The 25,681-nt window shown below is 74.7% G+C and carries 23 protein-coding genes and 1 pseudogene; 12 read left to right on the top strand and 12 right to left on the bottom strand.

Annotated elements, in window-relative coordinates; genetic code table 11:
- The first annotated feature begins 79 nt into the window (after positions 1–79).
- Entirely contained in the window at positions 80–2,506 is a 2,427-nt protein-coding gene (locus tag ACZ5WK_RS27660) for a right-handed parallel beta-helix repeat-containing protein (RefSeq protein ID WP_465551137.1), read from the top strand.
- A gap of 141 nt (positions 2,507–2,647) precedes the next feature.
- Positions 2,648–2,995, top strand: a complete 348-nt coding sequence (locus tag ACZ5WK_RS27655) for a DUF6191 domain-containing protein (protein WP_465551135.1) — start codon at positions 2,648–2,650, stop codon at positions 2,993–2,995.
- Between the two features lie 85 nt (positions 2,996–3,080).
- Here ACZ5WK_RS27655 and ACZ5WK_RS27650 read toward each other — a convergent pair whose 3' ends face one another.
- Positions 3,081–3,671, bottom strand: coding sequence for a TetR/AcrR family transcriptional regulator (locus ACZ5WK_RS27650; RefSeq protein ID WP_465551133.1), 591 nt, complete (start codon positions 3,669–3,671; stop codon positions 3,081–3,083).
- A gap of 121 nt (positions 3,672–3,792) precedes the next feature.
- On the opposite strand from ACZ5WK_RS27650, the gene ACZ5WK_RS27645 reads away from it, so the two are divergent.
- The gene (locus ACZ5WK_RS27645; protein WP_465551131.1) at positions 3,793–4,296 is read left to right on the top strand and encodes a DUF4267 domain-containing protein; all 504 of its coding nucleotides are present in this window, start codon (positions 3,793–3,795) and stop codon (positions 4,294–4,296) included.
- A 22-nt stretch (positions 4,297–4,318) separates the two neighbouring features.
- Here the strand turns inward: ACZ5WK_RS27645 and ACZ5WK_RS27640 are convergent, their stop codons facing one another.
- The gene (locus tag ACZ5WK_RS27640) at positions 4,319–5,452 is read right to left on the bottom strand and encodes a PLP-dependent cysteine synthase family protein (protein WP_465551129.1); all 1,134 of its coding nucleotides are present in this window, start codon (positions 5,450–5,452) and stop codon (positions 4,319–4,321) included.
- Between the two features lie 217 nt (positions 5,453–5,669).
- Positions 5,670–6,851 (bottom strand): ROK family protein, encoded by a 1,182-nt coding sequence (locus tag ACZ5WK_RS27635; RefSeq protein WP_465551271.1) that lies wholly within the window; start codon positions 6,849–6,851, stop codon positions 5,670–5,672.
- A 146-nt stretch (positions 6,852–6,997) separates the two neighbouring features.
- On the opposite strand from ACZ5WK_RS27635, the gene ACZ5WK_RS27630 reads away from it, so the two are divergent.
- From ACZ5WK_RS27630 to ACZ5WK_RS27620, 3 genes are all read left to right on the top strand, one after another.
- Positions 6,998–8,287 carry an MFS transporter gene (locus ACZ5WK_RS27630; protein ID WP_465551127.1) on the top strand — a complete coding sequence of 430 codons (1,290 nt, stop codon included), beginning with the start codon at positions 6,998–7,000 and terminating at the stop codon, positions 8,285–8,287.
- 84 nt (positions 8,288–8,371) lie between these two features.
- A complete protein-coding gene (locus ACZ5WK_RS27625) occupies positions 8,372–8,515 on the top strand; it encodes a hypothetical protein (protein ID WP_465551125.1) in 144 nt (47 codons plus the stop codon).
- A gap of 32 nt (positions 8,516–8,547) precedes the next feature.
- Positions 8,548–9,126, top strand: a complete 579-nt coding sequence (locus ACZ5WK_RS27620) for a HutD/Ves family protein (RefSeq protein WP_465551123.1) — start codon at positions 8,548–8,550, stop codon at positions 9,124–9,126.
- 98 nt (positions 9,127–9,224) lie between these two features.
- Here ACZ5WK_RS27620 and ACZ5WK_RS27615 read toward each other — a convergent pair whose 3' ends face one another.
- Complete coding sequence (locus ACZ5WK_RS27615; RefSeq protein WP_465551269.1) at positions 9,225–10,136, bottom strand: esterase/lipase family protein; 912 nt, start codon at positions 10,134–10,136, stop codon at positions 9,225–9,227.
- 201 nt (positions 10,137–10,337) lie between these two features.
- Here ACZ5WK_RS27615 and ACZ5WK_RS27610 point away from each other — a divergent pair, with 201 nt between their 5' ends.
- Positions 10,338–11,615 carry a PucR family transcriptional regulator gene (locus ACZ5WK_RS27610; RefSeq protein ID WP_465551121.1) on the top strand — a complete coding sequence of 426 codons (1,278 nt, stop codon included), beginning with the start codon at positions 10,338–10,340 and terminating at the stop codon, positions 11,613–11,615.
- A 183-nt stretch (positions 11,616–11,798) separates the two neighbouring features.
- Here ACZ5WK_RS27610 and ACZ5WK_RS27605 read toward each other — a convergent pair whose 3' ends face one another.
- Positions 11,799–12,557 carry an acyltransferase gene (locus tag ACZ5WK_RS27605; RefSeq protein ID WP_465551119.1) on the bottom strand — a complete coding sequence of 253 codons (759 nt, stop codon included), beginning with the start codon at positions 12,555–12,557 and terminating at the stop codon, positions 11,799–11,801.
- Positions 12,558–12,721: 164 nt separating this feature from the next.
- On the bottom strand, positions 12,722–13,495 hold the full coding sequence (locus ACZ5WK_RS27600; protein ID WP_465551117.1) for an enoyl-CoA hydratase family protein: 774 nt from the start codon (positions 13,493–13,495) through the stop codon (positions 12,722–12,724).
- Between the two features lie 189 nt (positions 13,496–13,684).
- On the opposite strand from ACZ5WK_RS27600, the gene ACZ5WK_RS27595 reads away from it, so the two are divergent.
- The gene (locus ACZ5WK_RS27595) at positions 13,685–14,482 is read left to right on the top strand and encodes an ATP-grasp domain-containing protein (RefSeq protein WP_465551115.1); all 798 of its coding nucleotides are present in this window, start codon (positions 13,685–13,687) and stop codon (positions 14,480–14,482) included.
- 58 nt (positions 14,483–14,540) lie between these two features.
- Entirely contained in the window at positions 14,541–14,957 is a 417-nt protein-coding gene (locus ACZ5WK_RS27590; RefSeq protein WP_396324814.1) for a RidA family protein, read from the top strand.
- Between the two features lie 30 nt (positions 14,958–14,987).
- Here ACZ5WK_RS27590 and ACZ5WK_RS27585 read toward each other — a convergent pair whose 3' ends face one another.
- A complete protein-coding gene (locus ACZ5WK_RS27585; protein WP_465551113.1) occupies positions 14,988–16,436 on the bottom strand; it encodes an MFS transporter in 1,449 nt (482 codons plus the stop codon).
- An 82-nt stretch (positions 16,437–16,518) separates the two neighbouring features.
- On the opposite strand from ACZ5WK_RS27585, the gene ACZ5WK_RS27580 reads away from it, so the two are divergent.
- Together ACZ5WK_RS27580 and ACZ5WK_RS27575 are read left to right on the top strand one after the other, a co-directional pair.
- Positions 16,519–17,511, top strand: coding sequence for an ArsR/SmtB family transcription factor (locus ACZ5WK_RS27580; protein WP_465551111.1), 993 nt, complete (start codon positions 16,519–16,521; stop codon positions 17,509–17,511).
- A 46-nt stretch (positions 17,512–17,557) separates the two neighbouring features.
- A pseudogene (locus tag ACZ5WK_RS27575) lies at positions 17,558–18,022 on the top strand (glycosyl hydrolase family 18 protein); the annotation flags it as partial.
- On the opposite strand, the gene ACZ5WK_RS27570 reads toward ACZ5WK_RS27575, so the two are convergent.
- Positions 18,021–19,262 (bottom strand): RNA-guided endonuclease InsQ/TnpB family protein, encoded by a 1,242-nt coding sequence (locus tag ACZ5WK_RS27570; protein ID WP_465551268.1) that lies wholly within the window; start codon positions 19,260–19,262, stop codon positions 18,021–18,023. The pseudogene ACZ5WK_RS27575 and the gene ACZ5WK_RS27570 overlap by 2 nt on opposite strands.
- Before the next feature lie 278 nt (positions 19,263–19,540).
- Positions 19,541–20,848 (bottom strand): geranylgeranyl reductase family protein, encoded by a 1,308-nt coding sequence (locus ACZ5WK_RS27565; RefSeq protein WP_465551109.1) that lies wholly within the window; start codon positions 20,846–20,848, stop codon positions 19,541–19,543.
- Positions 20,849–21,018: 170 nt separating this feature from the next.
- On the opposite strand from ACZ5WK_RS27565, the gene ACZ5WK_RS27560 reads away from it, so the two are divergent.
- Positions 21,019–22,386 (top strand): M20/M25/M40 family metallo-hydrolase, encoded by a 1,368-nt coding sequence (locus tag ACZ5WK_RS27560; RefSeq protein ID WP_465551107.1) that lies wholly within the window; start codon positions 21,019–21,021, stop codon positions 22,384–22,386.
- Positions 22,387–22,399: 13 nt separating this feature from the next.
- Here the strand turns inward: ACZ5WK_RS27560 and ACZ5WK_RS27555 are convergent, their stop codons facing one another.
- The 3 genes from ACZ5WK_RS27555 to ACZ5WK_RS27545 form a co-directional block, all read right to left on the bottom strand.
- Positions 22,400–23,227: a DUF4184 family protein gene (locus tag ACZ5WK_RS27555; RefSeq protein WP_465551105.1), complete on the bottom strand. Its 828-nt coding sequence runs from the start codon at positions 23,225–23,227 to the stop codon at positions 22,400–22,402.
- 122 nt (positions 23,228–23,349) lie between these two features.
- Positions 23,350–24,417, bottom strand: a complete 1,068-nt coding sequence (locus ACZ5WK_RS27550) for an NUDIX hydrolase (protein ID WP_465551103.1) — start codon at positions 24,415–24,417, stop codon at positions 23,350–23,352.
- Positions 24,418–24,995: 578 nt separating this feature from the next.
- Positions 24,996–25,681, bottom strand: a 686-nt coding sequence (locus ACZ5WK_RS27545; RefSeq protein ID WP_465551101.1) for a C40 family peptidase, incomplete at its 5' end; no start/stop codon positions are given.

The raw sequence follows: 25,681 nt of genomic DNA, 5'->3' as shown, positions 1-25,681 counted from the left end.
GGTGGGCGGGCGGCCCGCGCAACACGCGCACACGGCCCGTTGATCGCCGGCTCGACGAAGGTGGGGACGACAGACCGTCATGGCTGAGCACAGGGTCCGGGTCACCCAGGACAGCGCATCCCGCTGGCGGCGTCGCGCCGGCGAGTACGACACGCTCGCGGAGGCCCTCGCGGCCGCCGAGCCGGGCGACACGGTGACCGTCCGGCCCGGCACCTTCCGGGAGAACCTGGTGCTGGACAAGGCGGTCACCGTCGTCCCCGCGCAGGGCCCCGGCACGGTCCGGATCGACCCGCCGGGTGGCGTGCCCCTGACCGTCACCGCCGCCGCCATCGTCCGTGACCTGGTGATCGAGGGCAGCGACAGCTCCGTCCCGGCCGTGCTGGTCACCGGCCCGGAGGCGACTCCCTCGCTCAGCGGCTGCCGGGTGGAGACCCGCTCGGCCACCGGCGTCGAGGTCACCGGCGGCGCCCGGCCCACCCTGCGCGGCTGCGTGGTCACCAACCCGGCCGGTCTCGGCCTGCGGCTGCGCGGCGAGGGGACCGCGGCCGCCTTCGAGGACTGCGAGGTCGCCGCCGCCGGGCAGGCCGGACTGGCCGTCCTCGACGGCGCCACCGCCGCGCTCGAACGCTGCCGGATCCACCACGCGGGCGGCGCCGGCGTGCTCCTGGCCGACCCGGGCAGCGCCGCCGAGCTGACCGGCTGCGAGATCTACGAGATCCGGGGCAGCGGGGTGCAGGCCGAGGCGCAGGCCGGCGGGCGGCTGGTCGACTGCGAGATCCACCGGGTCACCGGCAACGGCGTGACCCTGGACAGCGAGGCCGAGTTGGTGCTGACCGGCTGCCGGGTGCACGACCTTCCGGAGAACGGCGCCGACCTGCGCGGCCGGGCCCGGCTCAGCCTGGTCAACAGCACCGTGCGGGACTTCGGGCGCGGCGCGCTCTCGGTCTGGGACCAGGGCACCGAGGCCACCGCCGAGTCCAGCGAGATCCACGGATCGTCGGGCGAGTACCCGGCGCTCTGGGTCAGCGACGGCGCCCGGCTCACCCTCACCGACTGCTCGCTGCACGACCTGCCGGACGCGCTCTTCGTCCTGGACCGCGACTCCACCGCCACCGCCGAGGGCTGCTCGTTCAGCCGGATCCGCAGCTCCGCGGTCTCGGTCAGCGGCGGCGCCGGGGTGACGCTCACCCGCTGCCGGGTCCAGGAGGCCGGCACCGGGCTCTGGTTCCGCGACCACGGCAGCGGCGGGCTGCTCACCGACTGCGAGATCTCCGACGTGGCCACCGGCGTCATCGTCACCAAGGGCGCCGACCCGGTGGTGCGCGACTGCACCGTCCGGGCCAGCTCGGACGCCGGTGTGTACGTCTCGGCACAGGGCCGCGGCACCTTCGAGGACTGCCGGGTCTCGCACGGCAAGGGCTTCGGCTTCCACATCATCGACGGCTGCCGCACCGTCCTGACCCGCTGCCGGGCGGAGCAGAACGAGCGGGCCGGCTTCGAGTTCTCCGAGCCCGGGCCGGTGGTGGAGGCCTGCACCTCGGACGACGTCGCGCCGGCCGCACCCGGGCCCGAGCTGCCCGCCCCGCGGACCGCCCAACTCGCGGCACCGGCACCTCCGTTGACCGCACTGGTGGCTCCCGCCCCGGTGTCGGCACCGGCATCGGCGGCGATCGGGCCGATTCCGGACTGCCGGCCCGCCGACGAAGCGCTCGCCGAACTCGACGCGCTGGTGGGCCTGGCCACGGTCAAGCAGGAGGTGCGGACGCTGATCGACCTGATCTCGGTCGGCCGGCGCCGCCGACAGGCCGGGCTCAAGGCCCCCTCGCTCCGCCGCCATCTGGTCTTCACCGGCGCCCCCGGCACCGGCAAGACCACCGTGGCCCGGCTCTACGGCGAAATCCTCGCCTCACTCGGGGTGTTGCAGCGCGGCCACCTGGTCGAGGTGGCCCGCGTCGACCTGGTCGGCGAGCACATCGGCTCCACCGCGATCCGCACCGCCGCCGCCTTCGACCGGGCCCGCGGCGGGGTGCTCTTCATCGACGAGGCGTACGCGCTGGCCCCCGAGGACGGCGCCCGCGACTTCGGCCGCGAGGCGATCGACACCCTGGTCAAGCTGATGGAGGACCACCGGGACGAGGTGGTCGTCATCGTGGCCGGCTACACCGCCGAGATGGAACGCTTCCTCTCCGCCAACCCGGGTGTCTCGTCCAGGTTCTCACGGACCATCACCTTCTCCGACTACAGCGCGGACGAGCTGCTGGAGATCGCCCGCGCCCAGTGCGCCGAGCACGAGTACGCGCTGGCCGAGGCCACCGAGGGCGCGCTGCTCGACCACTTCGCCGGCCTGGAGCGCGGCCCCAACTTCGGCAACGGACGCACGGCCCGGCAGGTCTTCGAGACGATGGTCGAGCGGCACGCGATGCGGGTCGCCCACCTGGAGGACCCGTCCACCGAGGAGCTCCAGCTGCTCGTCCCCGCCGACCTCCCGGGCGCCCGGATCCCCTGACCGGCTGCCCCGAGCGGCCGCCCCAACCGACTGCCCCAACCGGCTCGACGTGGCACCGTCCGGCTCGACGTGGCACCGTCCGGCTCGGCGTGGCACCGTCCGGCGAGGAACTCCCCTCCACCCGCCGGGCGTTGAACCGGCATGAGCATGCTTCTCACCGGCGCGGCGGGCGGGCTGTTGCTGCCGGCCGCCCTGGTCGTGGTGTTCTTCCTCGGCGCGGTCGCCCGCCGGCTGCTCGCCCGGCCGGGGGCGGACGGCGCGCTTCCGGGATCGCGTACGGGATCGCGCAGGGGTGGGGGCGGCGCGGGAGCGACCGCCACCGAGGAGCTGCACGCGCTGCTCTACCCGAGCAAGCGTGTGCAGCTGGAGCAGCGGCGGATCGAGCTGGTGCTGCGGGACGACGAGCACGACGGCGCGCCGAAGCGGACCGGCATCGACCTCGCGGGCGGCAGGGCGGTGCTCCGCCGCACGGGCAGGCAGGGCGCCTGACCTGCGGAGCCGCAGCTGACAAGCGGCAGAGGACGACATCCGACATGCGTTCGCTGCCCACAGTGCCTCTGCCAGCGACGTCCCGTCACCCCCGACGGGCCGCACCACCCAGCATCCGCTCCACCAGCAGCGCCAGCCGCTGCTCCGCGAAGTCCGGGCGCAGCCGGCCGCTCCGGGCGAGGGTGACGAGGCCGTGGAGGGCCGCCCAGACCATCTCGGCGAAGGGCTCCGGATCCTCGGCACCGGCCACCTCGGCGATCGGCCCGACGAGCGCGGCGAAGGCCTCCTTCAGCGGGACGGGCGAGTCCGGCTGCCCGAACGGCAGGTCCGTCGCGAGGGTGAACATCGCGTCGTAGAGCGCCGGATTGGCAGCCGCGAACGTGAGATAGGTGCCGGCCACGGCGCCGAAGGCCTCGGCCGGCCCGTCGGCCTTCCGTACGGCGGCCCGCAGGTCGGCGGCCAGCGCGGGGAAGCCCTCCAGTGCGACGGCCGCCACGATCGCGTCCTTGTTGGCGAAGTGGCTGTAGAGCACGGGCTGGCTGTACTCGATCCGCTCGGCGAGCCGACGGGTCGTCACCGCCTCCCAGTCCTCGCCCTCGGCCAGTTCGCGGGCGGTTCGGATGATCAGCTGCTGCCGCTCGGCGCGTTCGCGCTCGCGGCGCTCCCGGATTGACATGGGACGAATCCTAGCAGCGCTAGACAAGGGAGCGTCGATAGGGCTAGCCTCGTTTCAGTTCCTAGCGGCGCTAGAAAGCAGTGCGGCGCAGGCTTCCGGTTCACATCAAGGGGGATCCACCATGTCCGGCACCACCACCGTCACCCCGGCCGCCACCACCGCGACCTCCACCGGCACCGCCACCGCCACCGCCACCGGCACCCGCCCCGTGCGCACTACCCGCACTACCCGCACCGCCCGCGAGAGGACCGCCACCGTCCTGGCCGTCCTGCTCGCCCTCGGCATCGGATACGTCGGCGTCAGCTACCTGTTCGCCCCCGAGACCACCGTCACCGGCTTCGGCCTGCCCGAGTGGCCGCACGGCGGGGCCGCCGCGTTCTTCGACGTCAAGGGCATCCGAGACCTCGCCTCGGGCATCGCCGTCCTGGCCCTGCTCGCCACCGGCCACCGACGCGCCCTGGGCATGCTCCTGCTGGCCGACGCGCTCGTCCCGCTGGACGACGCACTGAACGTGCTGAGCCACCACGGCTCGGCGGCCGCCGCCTACGGCATCCACGGCGCCACGGCCGTCCTCGTTGCGCTGACCGGCGCCCTGTTCCTCACCGAGCGCCGGCCCGGCGCCTGACCCGAGCGGGCCGTGGCCGGCGTCAGCCCGACCAGGCGCCGCCGGCCAGGAAGGACTCCAGACCGGCCCGGTACGGCGCGATGTCGATCCGCTCGCCGGCCAGCCAGTCGTCCGAGTAGTACTTGTCGAGGTAGCGGTCACCCGGATCGCAGATCAGGGTGACCACGCTGCCGCGCTCCCCCGCCGCCCGCATCTGCGCGACGATCTTCAGCGCTCCCCACAGGCCCGTGCCGGTGGAGGCGCCGGCCTTCTTGCCGAGCACGTCCTCCAGCACCCGCACGGCGGCGATCGACGCGGCGTCCGGGACCTTCATCATCCGGTCGATCGCCCCGGGCACGAAGCTCGGCTCCATCCGGGGCCGGCCGATCCCCTCGATCCGGGAGCCGCTGTCGCAGAGCGCCTCCGGGTCGTGCTGGACCCAGCCGTCGAAGAAACAGGAGTTCTCCGGGTCGGCGACACAGATCCGGGTGTCGTACTGCATGTAGTGGACGAACCGGGCGATGGTCGCCGAGGTGCCGCCCGTCCCGGCCGTGGCGACGATCCAGGCCGGTTCGGGGTGCGGCTCCAGGCGCAGCTGGGCGAAGACCGACTCGGCGATGTTGTTGTTGCCGCGCCAGTCGGTGGCCCGCTCCGCGTAGGTGAACTGGTCCATGTAGTGGCCGCCGGTCTCCTCGGCGAGCCGGGCGGACGCCTCGTACACCTCGTCCGAGCGCTCCACCAGGTGGCACTCGCCGCCGTGGAACTGGATCAGGTCGATCTTGGCCTGGCTGGTGGACTTGGCCATCACCGCGACGAACGGCACGCCGATGAGCTGTGCGAAGTACGCCTCGGAGACGGCGGTGGAGCCGCTGGAGGCCTCGATCACCGGCTTGCCGGGGCGGATCCACCCGTTGCAGAGCCCGTACAGGAAGAGCGAACGGGCCAGCCGGTGCTTGAGCGAGCCGGTGGGGTGGGTGGACTCGTCCTTGAGGTAGAGGTCGATGCCCCAGTCGGCGGGGAGCGGGAAGCGCAGTAGGTGGGTGTCGGCGGAGCGGTTGGCGTCGGCGTGGACCTTGCGCACCGCCTCCTTGAGCCAGCTGCGGTAGGCCGCGTCGGAGCGGTCGACGTCGTCGGTCCGCGCGGTGCTCGTCCGCTCGGCGCTCAGCTGGCTTCCCATGGTTGCTCTCCTCGCTCGACCCCCCGTATTGCTCACTACGAGTGTACGGGAGTCACGATAAGTAACCATTTCCGTAGCCCCAGCTTCCGCTTATCGCCCTGCCGGTCCTCGCCCCGCCGCCCACCGCCGCGGAACCGCGGAGCCGCCGAACCACAGAACCGCAGAGTCTCCGAGTGACCACACCACACCCCGCCCCGGTCGCCTCCGTGGACGCGGGCTACACCCCCGCCGCCACCGACTGCGGGTCCGCCAGGTACGGCCGCCAGGCGAGCTCCGCCGCACCGGCCAGCGCGCCGTGCGCCAGCTCCGCGCCGACGATCGGCACCCGGCCGCTGCGCCCCCAGAGGCAGCGCTCGGCGACCACCGCGCGCAGCCGCTCGGGGGCGGCCTCCAGCAGGTCGAGGTGGAGCCCGCTGAGCACCACCCGGTCGGGGTTGAGGATGTTGGCGACGCCGGCCAGCCCGAGGCCGAGCCGGTCGATGACGTGCTCGACGGCGGCCCGGGCGCGCTCGTCGGTGGCGGCGGCGCGGCAGAGTTCGCGGGCCTGGTCGAGCAGCGGCCGGTCCGGGTCGGGGGTGAGCCCGGCGGCGGCGAACAGGGCGTCCGGGTCGGTCTCGGAGTTGAGGCAGCCCCGGTTGCCGCACTGGCAGGGTCGGCCCTGCGGGTCGACGGTCAGGTGGCCGACCTCCAGCGCGAGCCCGGCGCTGCCGGTGTGCAGCCGGCCATCGATGACCAGCGCGCCACCGACGCCGCGGTGGCCGGAGGTGACCAGCAGCAGGTGGCGGGCGCCGCGGCCGGCGCCGTGCCGGTACTCGGCGAGCGCGCCCAGGTTGGCGTCGTTGGCGATGGCCGTGGGCAGCGGGTCGAGCGCGCGCGGACCGTTGTCGGCGCGGCCGACCTCGACGTCGTAGAGGTCGGCGACGGGCGTGCCGCTGGGCCAGGCGAAGTGCAGGGCGGCGAGCGCGGTGCCGTCGGGCTCGGTGACCGGGTTGGGCAGCGCGAGGGCGGCGCCGAGGCAGCGGCGACTGCTGTTGCGGGCCAGTTCGGCACCGGCCTCGGCGACGGCGCGCAGCATCCGGACGGGGTCGGTGGCGGCGGGCAGCGGCCGGTGGACCGGCGGTTCCAGCAGTCCGCCGAGCCCGGCGAGGGTGACGCTCAGCCCGTCGGCGTGGATCTGCCCGGCGATGACGACCGGACCCTCGGGGTCGATGGCCAGCCGATGCGAGGGGCGTCCGCGTCCGCCGCCGGCCGGGCGGGAGTCGACGGTGATCAGGCCGAGCGCCTCCAGCTCCGCGGTGACGGCGCCGGCGGTGGCCCGGGTGACGTCCAGCGCGCGGGTGAGGGCCGAACGGGTCGGCGCCTGGCCGGTGTGGATGAGCGCGAGCGCGGGGCCGAGCAGCGTCCGGCCGCGATCGGGGGCGGCGCGACGGTGGGCTTCGCGCTGCGCGTCGTGGTCGGCCTCAGCGCCGGGCCGCGGTCCTGAGGGCTTCGGACTCGAGGGCTTCGGACTTGAAGGAGTGAGCTGCACGCCCCTATTGTTACTTTGTGCCGCTCCGAAACAAAATCCAAGACCATGCCCGCACCGACCGGCCGTTCCCCGAGTCTCGCAGCACACCCGCCCTCTCCGACACCCCCCGGGGAGCCGACGGGGCCCCACGGGGCGCCACCGGCGGCTCCTGGGGTGCCGCGCGCCTGGCGCTCACCGCCTTCTTCGCCGTCGACGGCTTTCTCTTCGCCGCCTGGGTCGTCCGCATCCCGGACATCCGCAGCCAGGTCAGCGCCTCGCACAGTGCGCTCGGGCTCGCCCTGCTCTGCGTCTCGGCCGGCGCCGTCGCCACCATGCCGCTGGTCGGCCGGCTCTGCCTCCGGTACGGCTCCCGGCCGGTCACCGTCGGCTCGCTCGCCCTGCTCAGCCTCGCCGTCCCGCTGCCCGCGCACGCCCACTCGGTGGCGGCACTCGGTGGCGTCCTGCTGCTGTTCGGCGCGGGGTACGGCGGGGCCAACGTCGCCATGAACAGCGCCGCCGTCGACCTGGTGGCGCAGCTGCGACGCCCGGTGATGCCCAGCTTCCACGCCGGGTACAGCCTCGGCGGCCTGCTCGGCGCGGGCGTCGGCGGCCTCCTCGCGACCACCCTCACCACCGCCTGGGCACTCGCCCTCGGCGGCCTGCTCGGGCTCGCCGTCACCGTGGCCGCGGGTGTCGTCCTGCTCCGCGGGCCGGCCGCGCCGGTGATCGCCCCCGGCCGCGCCCCGGCTCCGGCGGCCTCCTCCGACGCGCCGGACAACCGCCTGCCGCACGCCCGGCTCCTCGTGCTGCTGCTCGGGCTCACCGCCCTCTGCACCGCCTACGGCGAGGGCGCCATCGCCGACTGGACCACCCTGCACCTCACCGACGACGTCCACGCCAGTGCCGGCACGGCCGCCGCCGGGTACGCCGCCTACGCCTTCGCGATGACCAGCGGGCGGGTCGCCGGCACCTGGCTCTCCATCCGCTTCGGCCAGACCCGGCTGATGCTCCTCGGCGGACTCACCGCCGCGGCCGGCATGCTGCTCGCCGCGCTCGCCCCCTCGGTGCCGCTCGCCCTCACCGGCTTCGTCCTGGTCGGCCTCGGCCTGGCCAACCTCTTCCCGCTCGCCATCGCCCAGGCCGGCGCCACCGGCGGCCCGCAGGGCGTCGCCCTCGCCTCCACCCTCGGCTACGGCGGCATGCTGATCGGCCCGCCGGTGATCGGCTTCCTCGCCGACGCCGTGGGCCTGCCGCTCGCCCTCACCACCGTCGCGGTGACCGCCGCGCTGGCCGCCTTCCTCCCCCTCACCGTCCGCACCCGCCGCTGACACAGCGCGCGGCGCCGCTCCCGGCACGGCCGCTGACGCCCCTTCACCACCGGCCCCGGGGAGCGTCACCCGTACCCTGGCACGGTGGACGGAGCCCTGTACCGCCTGACCTGCGGCGAAGAGGGCCTCCACCGGCACCGTGCCGACCTCGCCCGCACGCGGCTGCCGCGCCTCCCCGTCGTGTGGGAGATCCTGCGGGAGAGCCGGGTCGAGGTCGTCCTGCTCTGACCTCTCCCCCGGCCCCGTGGCAGGATGCCGCCATGACGACCAGCGGGCGGATCCGGGTACTGCGGGCGGGCGAGCGCCCGGCGACGGCGTGGCTCAACGGGGGCGGGGTGACCAGGGAGGTCGCCGGCTTCCCGGCCGGGGCCGGGCTGGACGCCTTCGACTGGCGGGTGAGCCTCGCGGACGTCGCCTCCGCCGGGCCGTTCTCGGTGTTCCCCGGGATCGACCGGGTGATCACGCTGGTCGACGGCCCGGGGATGGCGCTGACCGTCGACGGCGCCGAGCACCGCGTCGACGCCCCGTTCCGCCCGTTCGCGTTCTCCGGCGACGCGGCCACCGACTGCCGTCTGCTCGGCGGCCCGGTGGTGGACTTCAACGTGATGACCCGCCGCGGCCGCACCACCGCCGGCCTCGCCCTGGTCACCGCGCCCGGGCCGGTGGAGGTCCCGGCCGGCGCCACCGCCCTCGTGCTCTGCCTCGCCGGCACCGCCGCCCTCGCGGACGGCACCGCCCTCGACCGCTTCGACGCCGCCCTGCTGGACGGGCCGGGCACGTACGAGCTGCGGCCCGACGGCGTGACCGCCGTGGTCACCTTCCGCACGGCCACCCCCTGAAATGCCGCTGCACAGGACGTCGGACCGGCCGACTTCCTGTGCAGCGAACTCCGCGGACACAGCGCACGCAGCGAACGCGGCGAACGCGGCGGCTGCGATCAGCCGCAGAACGCCGGTGTCGCGTGCGCCGGGTCGAGCGCGTTGGTGACCAGGTGCAGCGCGGTCGGCGAGAAGGCGATCGCCACATGCTCGGCGAGCGAGACCGGGCAGTTGTCCTGGAGGACCACGTTGTCCACGTTCGGACCGCTGAGGAACTGGGTGCGGTACGGCGTGACCACCTCGTCGTACACGGTCGAGATCACCGTGTAGCGAACGCCCGGCACGGTGTCCGGCACCGAGGCCATCTTCTGGTTGAACGCGGAGCCCACCGCCTGGTCCCGGCAGGCGTTGCAGGCGGTGTAGATCAGGTCGGCGGCCCCGGGGAAGTACGGCGCCAGCTTGGTAATGCCGTCGAGCGTGGTCCCGTGGTTGGACGGCGCCAGGCCGACGACCTTGTCGACCTTGGCCGCGCCCCCGAGGAACTTCAGGTAGTAGTTCGGGAGCATGCCGCCCTGCGAGTGGCCGACGAGGTCGACCTTGGCCGCGCCGGTCGCCGCACGCACCAGGTCGACGAAGCCGCCGAGTTGGGCCGCCGACCGGTCGGCCGGACCGAGCCCGCCGATCGGCAGCAGCAGGCCGCTGCCGGACGAGGTGATGCCCGGCACCGTGCCGTAGTCCAGGGCGAAGACGCAGTAGCCCTTGCTCTTGAGCAGCGGTGAGAGGGCGAGCCAGTTCTCGTACCGGTTGGCGAAGGTGCCGTGCACCAGGACCACCGGGTCGGGGTGCGCGGCCGTCGGCTTGCAGGACCAGTCGTTGGCGCCCGGCGGCGAGGCCACCGTGTCACCGTCCGGCGGTAGTTGGGCCGAGGAGGGCTGTGCCTCCGGGAGCGGGACCGACGGGGCGGACGCGGTGGGGGTCGCGTCCGTCCCGGCAGCCGCGTACGCGGCACCGGCCTGCCCGCCCGCGAGCAGCGCACCGGCCAACAGGGCCGGGCCGAGGGTGCCGAGCAGCCCGCGGCGGACCGGTCTTGCGGAGAAGCGGAGAAGTGGGGTTCCCAACTGTTGCCTCCACAGCGGAAGTTTGTTACCAACAGGTAACCCGAGTGCCTCCATCATGCGGTCGCCCCTCCGACCCGGCCCTTGGGTGTCCCCCAGACCTGGACGGTGTTTTCTGTGACCAGTCACAATTCACCCGCTCTCGCCCCCGGTTGGCGGATCCCGGTGATCGGTGGAGTGCCCGCCGACCAACGGCTGCTCGGCGCCGTGCCGGAGTTGGTCGAGACCGTCATCGCCGCCCTGCTGGAACGCGTACCGACCTACCGCCGGCTGCCGCGCGAACAGGTCACCGGTGAACTCGCCCAGGTCACCGAGCGCCGGATCCGCGCCCTCGCCCAGGCCGTCCGCACGGGACTGCCCGCGCCCGAGGGCGAGTTCGCCGCCGTCCGGGAGGCCGCCGCCCGCCGGGCGGAGGAGGGGCTGCCGCTCGACGCCGTCCTGCTCGCCCACCACCTCGGCATGGAGGTCTGCTGGGAGCTGGTCACCCGGCAGGCACGGGACGGCGACGCCGCCGACCTGCTCGTCCTCAACCGGCTCCTGCTCGACCAGCTCCGCCAGGCCACCTCCGCCGCCGGCGCCGGCTACGTCGAGGAGCACCGCGGCCTCGCCGACGAACGGCACGCCACCCGGCACGCCCTGCTCACCGCGCTGCTCGACGGCGCCCCCGCCGACGAGGCCGCCGCCCGCGCCGGCCTCCGGCTCCCGCCCGCGTACGCCGTGCTCTGCCTCGCCGTCGCCGACCACCCCGACGAACGGGCGCCCGGCGTCGACCGGACGGTGGCCGGCCACCGCAAACTCCGCCGGCTCCGCGCCGAACTCGACCACCGCACCCGGCAGTCGGCGCTCACCTCGCTCACCGTCTCCGGCGGTGTGGCACTCGTCCCGCTCGACCACCGGCCGGACGCCGTCCCCGTCACCACCTGGCAGCAGCTCGCCGACACCGTCCACCGGGCGGCCCGCACGGCGGGCGCCGCCGTCCAGGCCGGCGCCGCGGCGACCACCCCCTCCGGCGTCCCGGGCGCGGCCGCGCTCGCCCACGAGGTGCTGGAGGTCGCGCAGGCCTTCGGCCGCCCGCCCGGGCTGCACCGGCTCGACGACGTCCTGCTGGAGTACCAGCTCAGCCGGCCCAGCCACGCCCGGTCCGGACTCGCCTCCCTGATCGAGCCGTTGGCGGGCTCCGGCGACCTGCTCGCCACCCTCCGCACCCACCTGGCCGGCGGCCTCAACCGCCGTCACACGGCCCGCGCCCTCCATCTGCACCCGAACACCGTCGACTACCGGCTGCGCCGCATCGCCGTCCTCACCGGCCTCGACCCCACCCGCCCCGCCGACCTCCTGCGCATCACCGCCGCCATCGCCGCCCACGACGCCGAGCGCACCCAGGAGCCGGCCTGACGCCGGCACCGGCACCGGCGGGCAGAGAACGGGGGGCGGACCCGAGGCCGGAGCTGTCGCCTCCGCCCGCGAGCAGCCGACCGCGAGCCGACCGCGGCCCGCCCGGGCCCGGCAGCGGCTCGCCCCGGCCCGCCGGGCCCCGCCGCGGCCCGCCCGGGGCAGCTCAGGACCCCGACGGGCCCCTCACGCCCCCGACTCGCCCGGCAGCCTCAAGTCCCAGCCCGCCAGCGCCCGCAGCTGCTCGGCGGTGATGTCGTCGGCGAGCGGGTTGGGCGGGTCGTGGCGGAACGGCGGCTGCCACCCCTCCTCCGCGGTCCAGCGGCGGACGATCTTCGCGGGCGCGCCGGCGACGACGCTGTGGTCGGGCACCTCACCGCGGACCACCGAGCCGGCCGCGACCACCACGTTGCGGCCGAGCCGGGCGCCGGGGAGGATCACCGCGCCGGTGCCGATCCAGCTGCCGGCGCCGATCTCGACGGGCTCGTTGCGCGGCCACTGCTTGCCGATCGGCAGGTCGGTGGCGCGGTACTCGTGCGCCTGGTCGGATATGTAGACGCCGGGGCCGGTCCAGACGTCGTCGCCGAGGACGATCGACTGGTGGCCGACGATGTGGCTGTCGCGGCCGATCACGCAGCCGCCGCCGATCCGGATGATCGGCTCGGGCCCGAGGTCGAGTCCGGGCAGGAAGCCGGCGCTGATGGTGACGCGCTCGCCGATGATCGAGAACGGGCCGATGGTGATCCACTGCTCGTTGAACACCGCGCCCAGCGGGAAGGTCAGCTTCGTCCCCGCGCCCAGTTCGCCGAACCGGTACGGCCCGGGGCTCTCGCTGGACACCGCACCGGCCCGCTGCACCCACTGCCAGCCCCGGTGAACGAGGCGGCCGGCGGCGCGGCGACCGCCGGACCGGACGGCGGAGAACAGGGAACGGGTGATCGACATGCGGCCACGTTACCGGTCCGTAGGGCGCCGCCACCGGGCAGGCGGCCAACATCACACCCGGCTCGGCCGGCCCGGAACCCCGTCCGAAATCCGCCGACGGGTGCCACGCTCGTGCGCCACGGAGATCACCGAGCACACCACCTCGCCGCGCCGCACGCCCTCCCTCAGCGGGCCCAGGGCGCCGGCCGCTTCTCCAGGAAGGCCCGCATGCCCTGCTGCGCCTCGTCCGAGCCGAACAGCCTGGCCGACAGCTCGACCAGCTCGTCGGCGTCCCGCTCGAAGGAACGCACCACCTCGGCGTTGGCCAGCCGCTTGGACTGCGCGAGGCCCTGCGGCGAGCCGAGCCGCAACGCGTCCAGCAGTCCCTTGAGCGCGGTGCCGGTGGACTCCGCGGAGTCCGTCGCCTCGGTGATCAGGCCGATCCGGGCGGCCTCGGCGGCGTCGAAGACCTCGCCGGTCAGGTAGTACCGGGAGGCGGCGCGCGGGTCCAGCTTGGGGCGCAGCGGCAGCGAGATGACGGCCGGCGCGAGGCCCAGCCGGACCTCGGTGAACGCGAAGGTGGCGGCCGGCCCGGCCAGCGCGAGGTCGGCGGCGCCGACCAGCCCGAGGCCGCCGGCCCGGACGTGCCCGTCGATCACGGCGATCACCGGCTTCGCGCAGTCGACGATGGCCCGCTGGAGGTCGACCAGGCCGCGCGGGCCGACGGTCGGGTCCGCACCGGTCGCCTCGGAGAGGTCCGCACCCGCGCAGAACACCTTGCCGGTGTGGCCGAGCACCACGGCGCGGACCTCCGGGTCGGCCGCGGCGGCGGTCAGGCCGGCGGTCAGTTCGGCCATCAGCCGGGTGGAGAGCGCGTTGCGGTTGTGCGGCGAGTCGAGGGTGAGGGTGGTGACGGCGTCGGTGGTGGTGACGCGGACGAAGGGCACTTCGCGGGTCATCGGTGCGGGCCTGCTTTCCGGCTGAGGGTGGGTCGGATTGCCGGGCGTCGGTCCTGCTCGGACGCCGCCCGGACGACTCTGACATGCCCACCCGCCACTCGGCCAGAGCCACCCGCCGCGAGACCCGTCACCCCTTCGCCCCGAAAACCGGTGGTCGGCCCGCCTCCCGGCACGGCAGCATCGGTGCACATGACCACCGACGCCGTCCTCCTGCTCGCGCCCCGGATCAACGACACCGGTCTGCAGCTCCGTACCGCCGCAGGCCGCCGCGGCCTGCACGCGCACACCGCGACGGCCTGGCGCGCCCCGGCGGAGCTGCTCGGCGCGTCCGTGCACGTCTACGGCGGCCCGCTGTTCGGCGATGCGGTCGGCGGCGCGTTCGGCCTGGGCCTGCTGCAGCCGCCGGACGACTGGCCGGCCCTCCTGCCGCAGGAGCTGACCGGCCGGCCGCTCTCCCTCACCACGCTGGCCGAGGCCCGCCGGCTGCGCCGCCCGATGTTCCTCAAGCCGCCGGGCGACAAGCTGTTCCCGGCCAAGGTCTACCCGGACGGCTCCGGCCTGCCCGGCCCGGACGCGCTGGACGACGACACCCCGGTGCTGGCCAGCGAGGTGGTCCGGTTCCTCCGCGAGTACCGGCTGTTCGTCCTGGACGGCGAGGTGCGCACCGCCTCGCGCTACGCCGTGGACGGTGACCTCGACGTCGCGCCGCTCGACGAGGACCGGTACCGCGCCGAGGTGACCGCCTTCGCCGCGGACGTGCTGGCCGCCTCGGCCGGGACGCTGCCGAGCGCCGTCGTGATCGACGTCGGTCCGCTGGACGGCGGCCGCTGGGCGGTGGTCGAGGCCAACTCGGCCTGGGCGAGCGGCGGTTACGCCTGCGCCCCGGACGCCGTGCTGGACGTGGTGCTGCGGGCCGGCGGCCCGGCCGCCGGCCTCCCCGCGGCCGACCGTCCGTACTGCCGCGAGCTGCCCGAGGTGGTCCACTGACCGGCCGGGCGGCGAAAGGCGCTGGTGCGGTGATCATTCGTCGGCCACGATGGGGGCCATGAGCTCCCGCACCCCGCACCTCACCCACATCACCGAGCCGCCCGGGGTCGCCCCCGGCACCGGCTACACCCAGGTCGTCACCGGCACCGGCCGCCTGGTCGCCGTCTCCGGCCAGGTCGCGTTCGACGAGCAGCGGCAGCTGGTCGGGGCCGGCGACCCGAAGGCGCAGGCGCGGCAGGTCTTCGAGAACCTGAGCCGCTGCCTGGCCGCCGCCGGTGCCGGCTTCGCCGACGTCGTCAAGCTCACCTACTTCGTCACCGACATGGCGTTCATGCCCGCCGTACGCGAGGCGCGGGACGAGCACTTCGGCTCCACGCCGCTCCCCGCCAGCTCGGCGATGCAGGTCGCCGCGCTGTTCCTGCCCGAGGTGCTGATCGAGATCGAGGCGCTCGCCCTGGTCCCCGGCCAGTCCTGACAGGCCCGGCGGCTGTCCGTCGGCCCCGCCCTACTCGCCGGTGGCCCGGCCGCGTCGCCGGGCCCACCGGACGGCGGGGCCCATGGCCAGCCCGGCCGCCGCGAGCACCCCGCCGAGGACGGACCAGCCGATCAGGCCGTGCGCGATGACGGCGCTGCTGACCACGGCCGGCCCGATCATCATCGCGCCGGAGGTGCCGGCGTTGTAGACGCCCTGGTAGGCGCCGTGGTCGCGGTCGCCGGCCAGGTCGTAGCTGAGCGCCCAGCCGCCGGCCTGGCTGAGCACCTCGCCGAGCGCCTGCAGGGCGACGCCGCAGAGCACCACCACCGCGGCGACGGCCGCGGGCAGGCCGTGGGCGAGCGCGAGCACCAGGCAGGAGGCGGCCAGGATCAGTCCGGCCCGGCCGCAGACCCGGGCGGCGGTCGCCGGGTCCTCGGTGCCCCGGGTGGCCCGTACCTGCAGGGCTATGACCAGCACGGTGTTGACGACCATGGTGGCGGCCACGGTGATCCTGGGCGCGTCGGTGTGGTGGACGATCCAGAGCGGCACGCCGACCTCCAGCATCGCGAACTGCAGGCAGAGCAGCGCGTTCAGCACCGTCACCACCAGGAAGGGCCCGTCCCGCAGTGCGGGGTTGCGCCGCCGTCCGCCCCCGACGCCCTCGCCTTCCGCCGCCCGGGCCGACGCCCCGGCCGCGGACCCCTCAGCCGGCCCCTCGGTCGGCCCGCCCGCGGATCCGACCGCCGATCCCGCCGACGCCGCCTCGGCCTTCCGCGCCGCCCGCGCGTCCGGGAGCCGGTGGAACAGCACCGCGACCACCGCGTACGAGACGGCGTCGGCCAGGATCGCCGTCAGATACGCCGGCCGGGTGTCGATCTGGAGCGCGATCGCGCCGATCCCCGTGCCGAGACAGATCCCGACGTTGGTCACCACCCGCAGGTAGGCCCGGCCGGCCACCCGACGGTCGGCAGGCAGCACCTCGGCGTAGAGCGCGTTGCGCACGGCGGCCGAGCCCCGGTCCACGGCGGTGACGACGCAGGCCAGCGCCAGAAAGGCCGGGTAGCTGTGCACCAGGGCGTAGCAGGCGGTTCCCACCGCGTCCACGGCGACCAGCACCACCAACACCGGCCGCGCACCCCACCGGTCGGCGGCCCGGCCCGCCGGCAGGCTGGCGGCGACCCCGCAGAGCCCGGCGGCGGTGAGGCCGAACCCGAGCTGGGTGGCGCTCAGCCCGAGGACGCGGGTGAAGAAGAGCACGCCGACGGCCAGCGAGAGCCCGCTGCCGACGGTGTTGACGAGGGTGAGCCCGGCGAGCCGGCGCACCATCGGATCGGGGTGCAGCAGCCGTGAGGCGCGGGACGGACCGGCGCCCGGCGAATCGACGCCGGGCGACCCGGGGCGGGACGAACCGGCGCCGGACGCACCCGCGCCGGTCAGGTCGGAGTCGGGTGCGGAGGTCTCCGCCTGCGAGGTGGTCATGCCGATGATCACACCCCGTTCTCCCACCCCGCAGTACTGATTTAGGCTCTGGCTAAAAGTGGCAGCCACCGGGGGGCGGGACATGCACAGGTTCAGGCTCGGCCTGGCCGACCTCGCCACCACCTGGTTCGCCTGCTCGCCGATCCAGGAGGCCGCCCTCAGCCTGCGGATGTGGACCCACCCGGGCGTCTACGTGTTGCAGGCCCCCGCCTTCGAGCGGCTGCGCCCGGCCTTCGAACGGCTGGACTCCACGCTGCTGCGCTCGCTGGTCGCCGGGAACCGCTGGATCCCGGACTTCCTCACGCCCCGCCCCGCCACCCCCTCCGCCGACTTCCGCAGCGAGCTGGCCGTGGTCCGCGCGCTGCCGCCGGAGCAGCTGCGCCCCGAGCTGGAGCAGACCTTCCTGCCGCAGGGCGCACCGCTGCCCGCTCCGCTGGCGGCCGGACTGGCCGATCCGGCCCGGCTGCTGGCCCGGATCGCGGACGCGCTGGAGGAGTACTGGGAGGTCTGCCTCTCCCCCACCTGGTGGCCGCAGGCCCGCGCGGTGCTGGAGGCGGACCTCGTGTACCGGGCGCGGGTGCTCTCCCAGCACGGCGCGGCGACGCTCTTCGCCGACCTGGACCACCGGCTGTACTGGGAGGACGGCGTGCTCTCGATCAACCGCCGCTGGTCGGCGCAGGACCACGACATCACCGTGGACGGGCGCGGGCTGGTGCTGACCCCGACCTTCTTCGCCCGCGGGGCGGTCACGATGATCAGCAACGACCGTGCACCGCAGATCGGTTACCCGGCGCGCGGCCAGGGCGGGATGGCCGGCCGGCCGGCCCCGGTCACCCCGCGCGCGCTGGAGCAGTTGCTCGGCGCCCCGAAGGCCCGGCTGCTCGCGGTGCTGGCCGAACCGGCCTCGACCACCGACCTGGCCTACCGGCTGGGGGTCACCCCGGGTGCGATCAGCCAGCACCTGGCGGTGCTGTACCGCACCGGCCTGGTGACCCGGGCCCGGCACGGCCGCTCGGTGCTCTACAGTCGCAGCCCGCTCGGTGACGAACTGAGCGGCGCCCCGCGGCGGGCCTGACCGAGCACCCCAACTCCCCAGTGGTACAGACCTGTTGACGCCTTGGTTCGGCTACCTGGACATCGCCAACGTCCAGGGCTACGACTTCCACGGCGCCGGCAGCGACAACTCCTGGGAGCCGAACAGGGCTGGTCACCAGGCCAACCTCTACGCGGACGCCTAGGACCCGTACACCTTCCACTTCAGCGTGGACGCGGCCGTCCAGGCGTCCCTCGGCGCCGGGGTCAACCCGCGCAAGCTCACCATCGGCCTCCCGTTCTACGGGCGCGGCTGGCAGGGCGTGGCGGACGGCGGCGCGGCGGGCGAGTGGCAGAGCGCGGCCGGCGCGGCGCCCGGCCAGTTCGCCGAAGAGGCCGGCACCCGCGGGTACAACAACCTGATCACCACCTTCCCCGACCTCACCGTCCACCACGACCCGCAGTCGATCGCGACGTACGGCTACACCGGCGCGGGCGGGCAGTGGTGGACCGACGACGACGCCTGGTCGATCGGCCAGAAGACGGCCTACGTCAACTTGACCCAGTCCTGAAGGACCGGGCTTGTGGGTAGGGTGCGGCTGGCTGCCGCGTGGCCTTCCACGTCTGAGCCACCTGTGGAGTGGCTGGGACGCGTGACTCACGCCCCGCGGTCCACGCGGCCTCGCCCTTGCGGGCGATGTTGCGGGACGCGTTGTGGTCCGCGTGCAGCATGACGCCGCAGGCGCGGCACGCGAACTCGGACTGCGTCGCCCGGTTCTTCCGGTCGACGTGGTGGCATGCGGAGCATTGCCGGCTGGTGTACGCCGGATCGACGTACACCAGCGGCACCCCGGCGCGCTTCGCCTTGTACTCCACGAAGGCGGCGAGCTGGTGGAAGCTCCACGAGTGCAGTTGTTGCCGCTGGTCCTTGCGGAGCCGTACCCGGTCGCGGATGCCCGTGAGGTCTTCCAGGGCGATCCCGTGGCCGGTGCGTTCAGCGGTGGCGACGATGGTCTTCGAGACGATGTGGTTGACGTTGGCGGTGTGCCGGGCTTCCTTGCGGGAGCGCTTCTTGAGGAGCCGTTTGGCGGACTTGGTGCCCTTGGCCTGCAACTTGCGCCGCAGGTGGAGCTGTCGTTTGCGGTGCCGGTTCAGGCCACGGCCGGCGGCACGGTACCCGGTCGAGGTGGTGGCGATGTTGACGATTCCCAGGTCCACCCCGATGAACCCGACCGGGTCCTCGTCGACCGGTTTCTCGGGAACATCGCAGGTGGCGATCAGGTAGAACACGCCGTCACGCTCGATCAGGTCGGACTCACCCTTGCGGTGGCCCCGCAGCATCGTGAGCGCCTCCGCCGAGCACACGAAACGCACGTTCTTCAGCCGCCCGACCGTCGTCCAGATGCTGACAGTCTGCCGGTCCAACTGCCAGGACAGGCACCGGTCGTCGTACGGCTGCGCGGCCTCCGCCCGGAACGTGATCGGCTTCGACTCCGCCCTGCGGCGGCGCTTCGACCCGGGCCTGCCCAGGTTCCCGCCCCGAATGTTCGCCTTCAACGTGGTGTAGGCGTCGCGGACCTTCTTGATGGTCTGCTGGGCGGCCTGGGCTCCCAGACCGCGCGCCTTCAACTCGGCGTAGGTGTGCTTGCGCAGCTCGTACTCACGCGGGACTCCGTGCTCGAACGCCACGACGGACACCCAGTTCGCCGCCTCGTTGACCGTTCGCAGGGTGGAGCGCAACGCGAACGCCGCGGAGGCATCCGGCAGCAGCTTGACCCGCACCACGAGCTTCACGGCGGGAACCGTAACAGCCGCCACCGACAGGCAACCCTCCAATGTTCCGGAATGCTCCACGCCGCAGGACTCGGGATGCGATTCCTCCCGGCCGTGAACAGCCGGGGTCCCTCGCAAGACCACACTGAAGTCGAAGAACCTGCTCGGCGCGATGATCTGGGAGATGACCGGCGACACGCCGGGAGGCGCCCTCATCACCGCCCTGGACGCCGGGCTCAAGTGAGCGCCGGGCTCCCGAGAGCGTGGCCGCACGCCCTCGGGAGCCCCCGCGCAGACCGCTACCGCGACGCCAGCGACGTCAGCTTCCGCGCCGCCCGGTACTGCCGCATTACCTGCGCGAAGGTGGTGTGCCCCTGGGTCGTCCGGGCGAACGCCCGCCAGGCCGGGGCGACCAGGCAGACCGCGGCGTGGAACAGGTACGGCCGGCGCTCGAACGCGGCCAGCATCTGCTTGCCGGCCCGCATCTCCACGCCCAGCCCGGCCTTGATGGCGAACGCGTAGTTCAGCGCCTCGCGCCGCACCTGCGCCGCGTTGCCCGCCTCGGCCACCTTGACCGCCCACTCGCCGGCCAGCCGGCCCGAGCGCAGCGCGTACGAGATGCCCTCGCGCGTCCACGGTTCCAGCAGGCCGGCCGCGTCGCCGGCGACCAGCACCCGGCCGCGGGAGAGTGGCGAGTCCTCGGCCCGGCAGCGGGTCAGGTGCCCGGACTCCACGCTCGGCGGGAAGCCGGCCAGGCCGAGCCGGCGGATGTAGTCGGCCAGGTACTGCTTGGTCCGCTCACCGTCGCCGCGGGCCGAGATCACCCCGACGGTGAGGCTGCCGGCCTCGGTCTTGGGGAAGACCCAGCCGTAACTGCCGGGCAGCGGCCCCCAGTCGAGGTGGATGCGACCGGCCCAGTCGGCCGCCACCGAGGGCGGGACGGGGATCTCCGCCTCCAGCCCGAGGTCGATCTGGTCGAAGGAGACCCCGACGTGCCGGCCGATCCGGCCGGCGCTGCCGTCCGCGCCGACCACCGCGCGCGCCTCGAAGGTGCGGCCGTCGGCGGCGGTGACGACCGCCGTCCGGTGCTCGCCGCCGCGCTGCTCCACGCCCGTGACGGTCACTCCGGTGACCAGCACGGCGCCGGCCTGCTTGGCCGCCTGCACCAGGCGCAGATCGAACTCGTCCCGGTTGACCAGCCCGAACAGCATCCGCTTCGAGCGCCGCGTCCGGGTGAACCGCCCGCCGTACGCGAAGGTGACGGCGTGCACCCGGTCCTGCAGCGGCAGCCGGAAGTCCGGCGGCAGGCTGTCCCGGGAGGGCCCGATGATGCCGCCGCCGCAGGTCTTGTAGCGGGGGTGTTCGGCCTTGTCGAGCAGCAGCACCCGGCGGCCCTGCGAGGCGGCGGCGTGCGCGGCCGAGGAGCCGGCCGGTCCGGCACCGACCACGACGACGTCCCAGACGCCGTCGAGGCGGTCGGTCCCGGGCGCCGCCCGGTCGGGCTGCGGCTCGTCGGGCTGCGGCTCGTGGGACTGCCGCTCGAACGGCTGTCCGGACGCCGCGGCGTCGAGCGGGCTACGGGAATCGGAGCTTCCGGAGTCAGTCACGTCGAGCAATCCTATGCGGCCGGGTGAGCCGGAGCCCGCCGCGCCGCCCCGAGCGTCCGCGGGACCCCCGGGGCCGCCCGTTCGACTCGGCCTATGATCGGCGGTATCCCCGTCAGCACCGTCCGCCCGGACCATCCCCCCGGACGGACCCGCCCTCCCGGAGCATCCGCATGCCGCAGCAGCCCCTGGCCGACGCCGTCCGGTCCCTGATGGACCGTGCCCGCACCGACCTCGCCGAGCTGGTCGCCTTCCCCTCGGTCGCCGACCCGCGCCAGTTCCCGGTCGAGGAGTGCGAGAAGGCCGCCCGCTGGGTCGCCGACGCCTTCGCCGCCGAGGGCCTGACGAACGTGCAGCTGCTGGACACCCCGGACGGCACCCAGTCCGTCTACGCCGAGCTGCCCGGCCCGGCCGGCGCACCGACCGTGCTGCTCTACTCCCACTACGACGTGCAGCCTCCGCTCGACGAGTCCGCGTGGCTGAGCCCCGCCTTCGAGCTGACCGAGCGCGACGGCCGCTGGTACGGGCGCGGCGCCGCCGACTGCAAGGGCAACATCCTGATGCACCTGACGGCCCTTCGGGCGCTGCGCGAGGTGTACGGGAACGCCTACCCGGTCGGGCTGAAGATCATCGTCGAGGGCTCGGAGGAGCAGGGCACCGGCGGCCTGGAGCGGTACGCCGAGGCGCACCCCGAGCTGCTCGCCGCCGACGCCATCGTGATCGGCGACACCGGCAACTTCGCGGCCGGCCTGCCCACCGTCACCGCCTCGCTGCGAGGCATGACGGTGGTCGAGGTGGCGATCACCACGCTCGCCGGCAACCTGCACTCCGGTGCCTTCGGCGGCGCCGCCCCGGACGCCCTGCAGGCCCTGGTGAAGGTCCTGGCCTCGCTGCACGACGAGCACGGCGACGTCGCGGTGGCCGGGCTGGTCAGCGACCAGACGTGGTCCGGCGTGCAGTACGCGGACGAGCAGTTCCGGGCCGACGCCAAGGTGCTCGACGGCGTCGCGCTGACCGGCACCGGCACCGTCGCCGACCGGCTCTGGGCCCGTCCGTCGGTCACAGTCCTCGGCATCGACGCCCCGCCGGTGATCGGCGCGACCTCCTCCGTCCAGGCCGCCGCCAAGGCACTGGTCAGCCTGCGGGTGCCGCCGGGCACCGACACCGCCGCCGCGCAGGACGCGCTGGTCGCGCACCTGGAGGCCCAGGTGCCGTTCGGCGCGCAGATCCGGATCGAGCGGCAGGGCAACGGCGCGCCCTTCAGCGCGGACACCTCCGGCCCGGCGTACGAGGCGATGGGCGAGGCGATGGCCGAGGCCTTCGGCACCGCGATGGTCGCGTCCGGCGAGGGCGGCTCGATCCCGCTCTGCAACACGCTGCGCTCGCTCTACCCGCAGGCCGAGATCGTGCTGATCGGCGTCGAGGAGCCGACCACGCAGATCCACGCCGTCAACGAGAGCGTCGACCCGCTGGAGCTGGAGCGGATGGCGCTCACCGAGGCGCTCTTCCTGCGCCGCTACGCGGAACTGCGCAAGGCCTGAGGCCGCCCGGCGGTCACACCGGCACCCGCTCGCGGTCGCGCTCGCGATCGCCCGGGCGGGTGCCGCCCCACCTCCCCAGCCGCCGTGCGGCGGCGTGCACCAGCGCGTAGCCGACGGCGCCGACCGCGAGGCCCGCTCCGGCCCCGAAGCAGAACTCGGGGATCAGGTTCCGCCGCAGCGGCGCGAGCCGGTGCACCACCCCGGCCGCCATCGCCGCACCCAGCGCCGCGACGGCCGTCCGCCGCACCCCCGCGGGGAGCACCACCTGCGGCCGGACCGGCTCCACCGCCCGGGCCGCCCGCCCCAGGTGCCCGGCCAGGGCGGCCAGCGCCAGCGCGGAACTGCCGTACTGCAGCACGGTGTACAGCGGCAGCCCGGCGACCGTCCGGTCCAGCACCGGCAGCAGCGTGACACCCAGCCGGCCCTCGTGGGTGAAGGCGTCCCAGCCGACGTGGGTGGCCGCGCCCAGCGCCGCCGAACCGGCGAACCACGCCGCGTCCACGACGCCGCCCGCCCTCGTGGCACCGCCCCGACGGGCCGTCAGCGCCTCGGCCGCACCCGCCCACCGGTCGGGCAGCAATCCCACCAGCGGCCCGCGCACCAGCCCGTGCCACCCCGCCACCAGCACGCCCGCGATCGCCACGTCCAGCGTCGGCACCGCCCACCACTGATGGGTCAGCCCGCCCCGCCCGTAGAGGCCGGGCAGCAGCGAATCCGCGAAGAACGGCACATCGGGCGCCATCGACCCGGCGACCAACGCCGAGGCGACCAGCGGCCCGCGCGCCCCCGCCGCGCGCAGCAGGGGCAGGACGGCGGCCGGATGGCTCAAGGTGAACGGCATGCCCCTATCCTGCCGTCACCGGTCCACCGGTGCGGCATGCCCGGGCATCCCCCGGCCGCCGCGCCACAACCAGCCCGGGGCCGCCACCCCGGACCGGCCCGGCCCCCGCACCGCCCCCGCCGCTACGCCGCGTCGGCCGCTCTCGCCAGGCCCAGCGCGGCCCGCCGCCCGGCCTCCAGGTACCGCAGCTCACCGCTGCGCCGGGCGTCCAGCGCGGCGGCGAGCCGGCGGTAACGGCCCGGCGGCAGCAGGCCGGCGGCCTCCTCCAGGCTGACGAAGCGCCAGCCGCGCAGCTCCTCCTGCGGGAGCAGCAGGCTCTGGCGGGCGTCGGCGTCCAGCAGCCCGCCGTCGTAGACCAGCCGCAGGCCGCCGCGGCGCGGGCCGGTGCGCGGTTCCCAGTCGACCGCGAGCAGGCGCAGCGTGGCCGGGTCGAGGCGCAGCCCCAGCTCCTCGGCGGTCTCCCGCAGGGCGGCGTCGGTCGGCGCCTCGCCGCGCTCGACCACGCCGCCGGGGAACTCCCAGTCCGGCTTGTAGACCGGGTCGACCAGCAGCACCCGGTCCTGCTCGTCGAAGAAGAGGACGGCGGAGGCCACGGTGTCGCCGGTCGGGTCGGGGGTCTGCACGATCGGGCAGCGGGCGGAGCCCTCCCGGACCAGCTGGGCGAGCCGGGCGGCGGTCTCGCGCGGGGTCAGGGTGCCGTTGTCGACCAGCCGGGCGTCTCGGCCGAGCCAGCGGCGGGCGGTCAGGTAGCGGGGCACCTGCTCCAGGCACCACTGCCGGATGCGCGCGCTGTGCTCCGGATCGCCGGGGACCTCCTCGCGCCGGGATATCCGCTCTCGCAGGATCGTTTCTTCAGGATCCAGCACGAGATGGTGCACCGTGATGCCGTTCGAGGCGAGCGCACCGAAGATCTCGTCCCGGTACTCCTCCCGCAGCAGCGTCATCGGGACGACCAGCGGGCCCGGCACCTCGCCGAGCAGCGCGGCCGCCGTCTCGGGGACGAGCCGGCGCCAGGCCGGCAGGTCCTGGAAGTCCGACACCGTCGCCAGCCGGTCGGCCGGCAGCATCCCGCGCAGCCCGAACCCGATCAGCTCCGGGTCGAACAGCATGCTGCCGGGCAGCAGCTCCACCAATTCACGACAGGCACTCGTCTTGCCCGCGCCGAACGTGCCATTGACCCAGACGATCACAACGTCCCCTGCCCCTCGACTTCCCCCGGTACCGTTCGCACCGGGCGGCGCCCCCGTCAGCCGTGCCGGCGCCACCCGAGGTGGTACCCCCGCCGCGCCGGTCCCCATGCCTCGGAAGCGGGCCCTCCCGCCGAACTGTGCCCCGCCCCGTGACAGCGGCATGTGCCCAGGCCAGGCGGCCTACCCTACCCGCCGCACACCCTCGCGACCGCCGGTCCGCACGCCCTCGATCACCGGCGTTCACCCACTCCGTACGCGCTCCCTCTGCGCCCTGCGCGCCCCCTCCGTACCCGACCCCTCCGCGCAAGAAGTCGGCCCGTCCGACTTCCTGCGCACCGCCCACCCCGAACCCTCACACCGAACGCCCGGGCCGGGGGGGGGGGGGGGGGGGGGGGGGAGGGGGGGGGGGGGGGGGGGGGGGGGGGGGGGGGGGGGGAGGGGGGGGGAGTGCGTTCTCCCCCCCCCCCCCCCCCCCCCCCCCCCCCCCCCCCCCCCCCCCCCCCCCACCCCCCCTCGCTGCCCCACACCCCCCCCCCCCCCCCCCGGCCCGGGCGTGGTGGCACCGGCGCGCGCAGGCCTCAGGGCCGGCCCATATGGGTGGGGTAGTAGCCGCTGCTGATGCCGGAGATGCGGATGTCGGTGCCCGGCCGGGCGGCCTCCACGTACTGGTTGTTCCCCAGGTAGATCGCCACGTGCTGGATGCCCCGGGCGCTACCGTCGGTCGACCAGAAGAGCAGGTCGCCGCGCCGGAGTCCGCTGGCGCTGACCGGCGTGGTCGCCGCGTACTGGTCGTTGGCCACCCGCGGCAGGTCGATCCCGCCGCGCCGGAAGGCCTGCTGGACCAGGCCCGAGCAGTCGTAGCCGTCCGGCCCGTTGCCGGCCGTGATGAACGGCTTGCCGAGCTGGGCGAGCGCGAACAGCACGGCCGTCTCGACGTCCCCGTCCGCCGCGGGCGCCGCGGAGTCCGCGGACGCCGAGGTCGAGGAGCCCGAGCCCGAGGACGACGAGCCCCCGGTGCGGTCGAGGTAGACGTCGTAGTGCGTGGTCCAGCGCCACTCACCCTTGCTGTTCTTGAACCAGTAGCGCGAGCCGTCCCACCCCTGCTTGATCCCACCGGACGAGGACGCCGAGGAGGTCGAGGCCGCCGAGGACGACGAGCCCCCGGTCCGGTCGAGGTAGACGTCGTAGTGCGTGGTCCAGCGCCACTCACCCTTGCTGTTCTTGAACCAGTAGCGCGAGCCGTCCCACCCCTGCTTGATCCCAC

This window comes from Kitasatospora sp. NPDC032757, assembly GCF_055579305.1.
Note: the sequence above shows the minus strand (reverse complement) of the source record. Positions and strands in the feature narration are given on the sequence as shown.

Coding starts and splice junctions, on each gene's coding strand:
- ACZ5WK_RS27605 (WP_465551119.1), bottom strand. CDS start 12,557: ATGTCGATCACCCGTTCCCTGTTCTCCGCCGTCCGGTCCGGCGGTCGC.
- ACZ5WK_RS27595 (WP_465551115.1), top strand. CDS start 13,685: ATGACCACCGACGCCGTCCTCCTGCTCGCGCCCCGGATCAACGACACC.
- ACZ5WK_RS27620 (WP_465551123.1), top strand. CDS start 8,548: ATGACGACCAGCGGGCGGATCCGGGTACTGCGGGCGGGCGAGCGCCCG.
- ACZ5WK_RS27585 (WP_465551113.1), bottom strand. CDS start 16,436: ATGACCACCTCGCAGGCGGAGACCTCCGCACCCGACTCCGACCTGACC.
- ACZ5WK_RS27560 (WP_465551107.1), top strand. CDS start 21,019: ATGCCGCAGCAGCCCCTGGCCGACGCCGTCCGGTCCCTGATGGACCGT.
- ACZ5WK_RS27555 (WP_465551105.1), bottom strand. CDS start 23,227: ATGCCGTTCACCTTGAGCCATCCGGCCGCCGTCCTGCCCCTGCTGCGC.
- ACZ5WK_RS27645 (WP_465551131.1), top strand. CDS start 3,793: ATGTCCGGCACCACCACCGTCACCCCGGCCGCCACCACCGCGACCTCC.
- ACZ5WK_RS27660 (WP_465551137.1), top strand. CDS start 80: ATGGCTGAGCACAGGGTCCGGGTCACCCAGGACAGCGCATCCCGCTGG.
- ACZ5WK_RS27650 (WP_465551133.1), bottom strand. CDS start 3,671: ATGTCAATCCGGGAGCGCCGCGAGCGCGAACGCGCCGAGCGGCAGCAG.
- ACZ5WK_RS27600 (WP_465551117.1), bottom strand. CDS start 13,495: ATGACCCGCGAAGTGCCCTTCGTCCGCGTCACCACCACCGACGCCGTC.
- ACZ5WK_RS27590 (WP_396324814.1), top strand. CDS start 14,541: ATGAGCTCCCGCACCCCGCACCTCACCCACATCACCGAGCCGCCCGGG.
- ACZ5WK_RS27655 (WP_465551135.1), top strand. CDS start 2,648: ATGAGCATGCTTCTCACCGGCGCGGCGGGCGGGCTGTTGCTGCCGGCC.
- ACZ5WK_RS27580 (WP_465551111.1), top strand. CDS start 16,519: ATGCACAGGTTCAGGCTCGGCCTGGCCGACCTCGCCACCACCTGGTTC.
- ACZ5WK_RS27640 (WP_465551129.1), bottom strand. CDS start 5,452: ATGGGAAGCCAGCTGAGCGCCGAGCGGACGAGCACCGCGCGGACCGAC.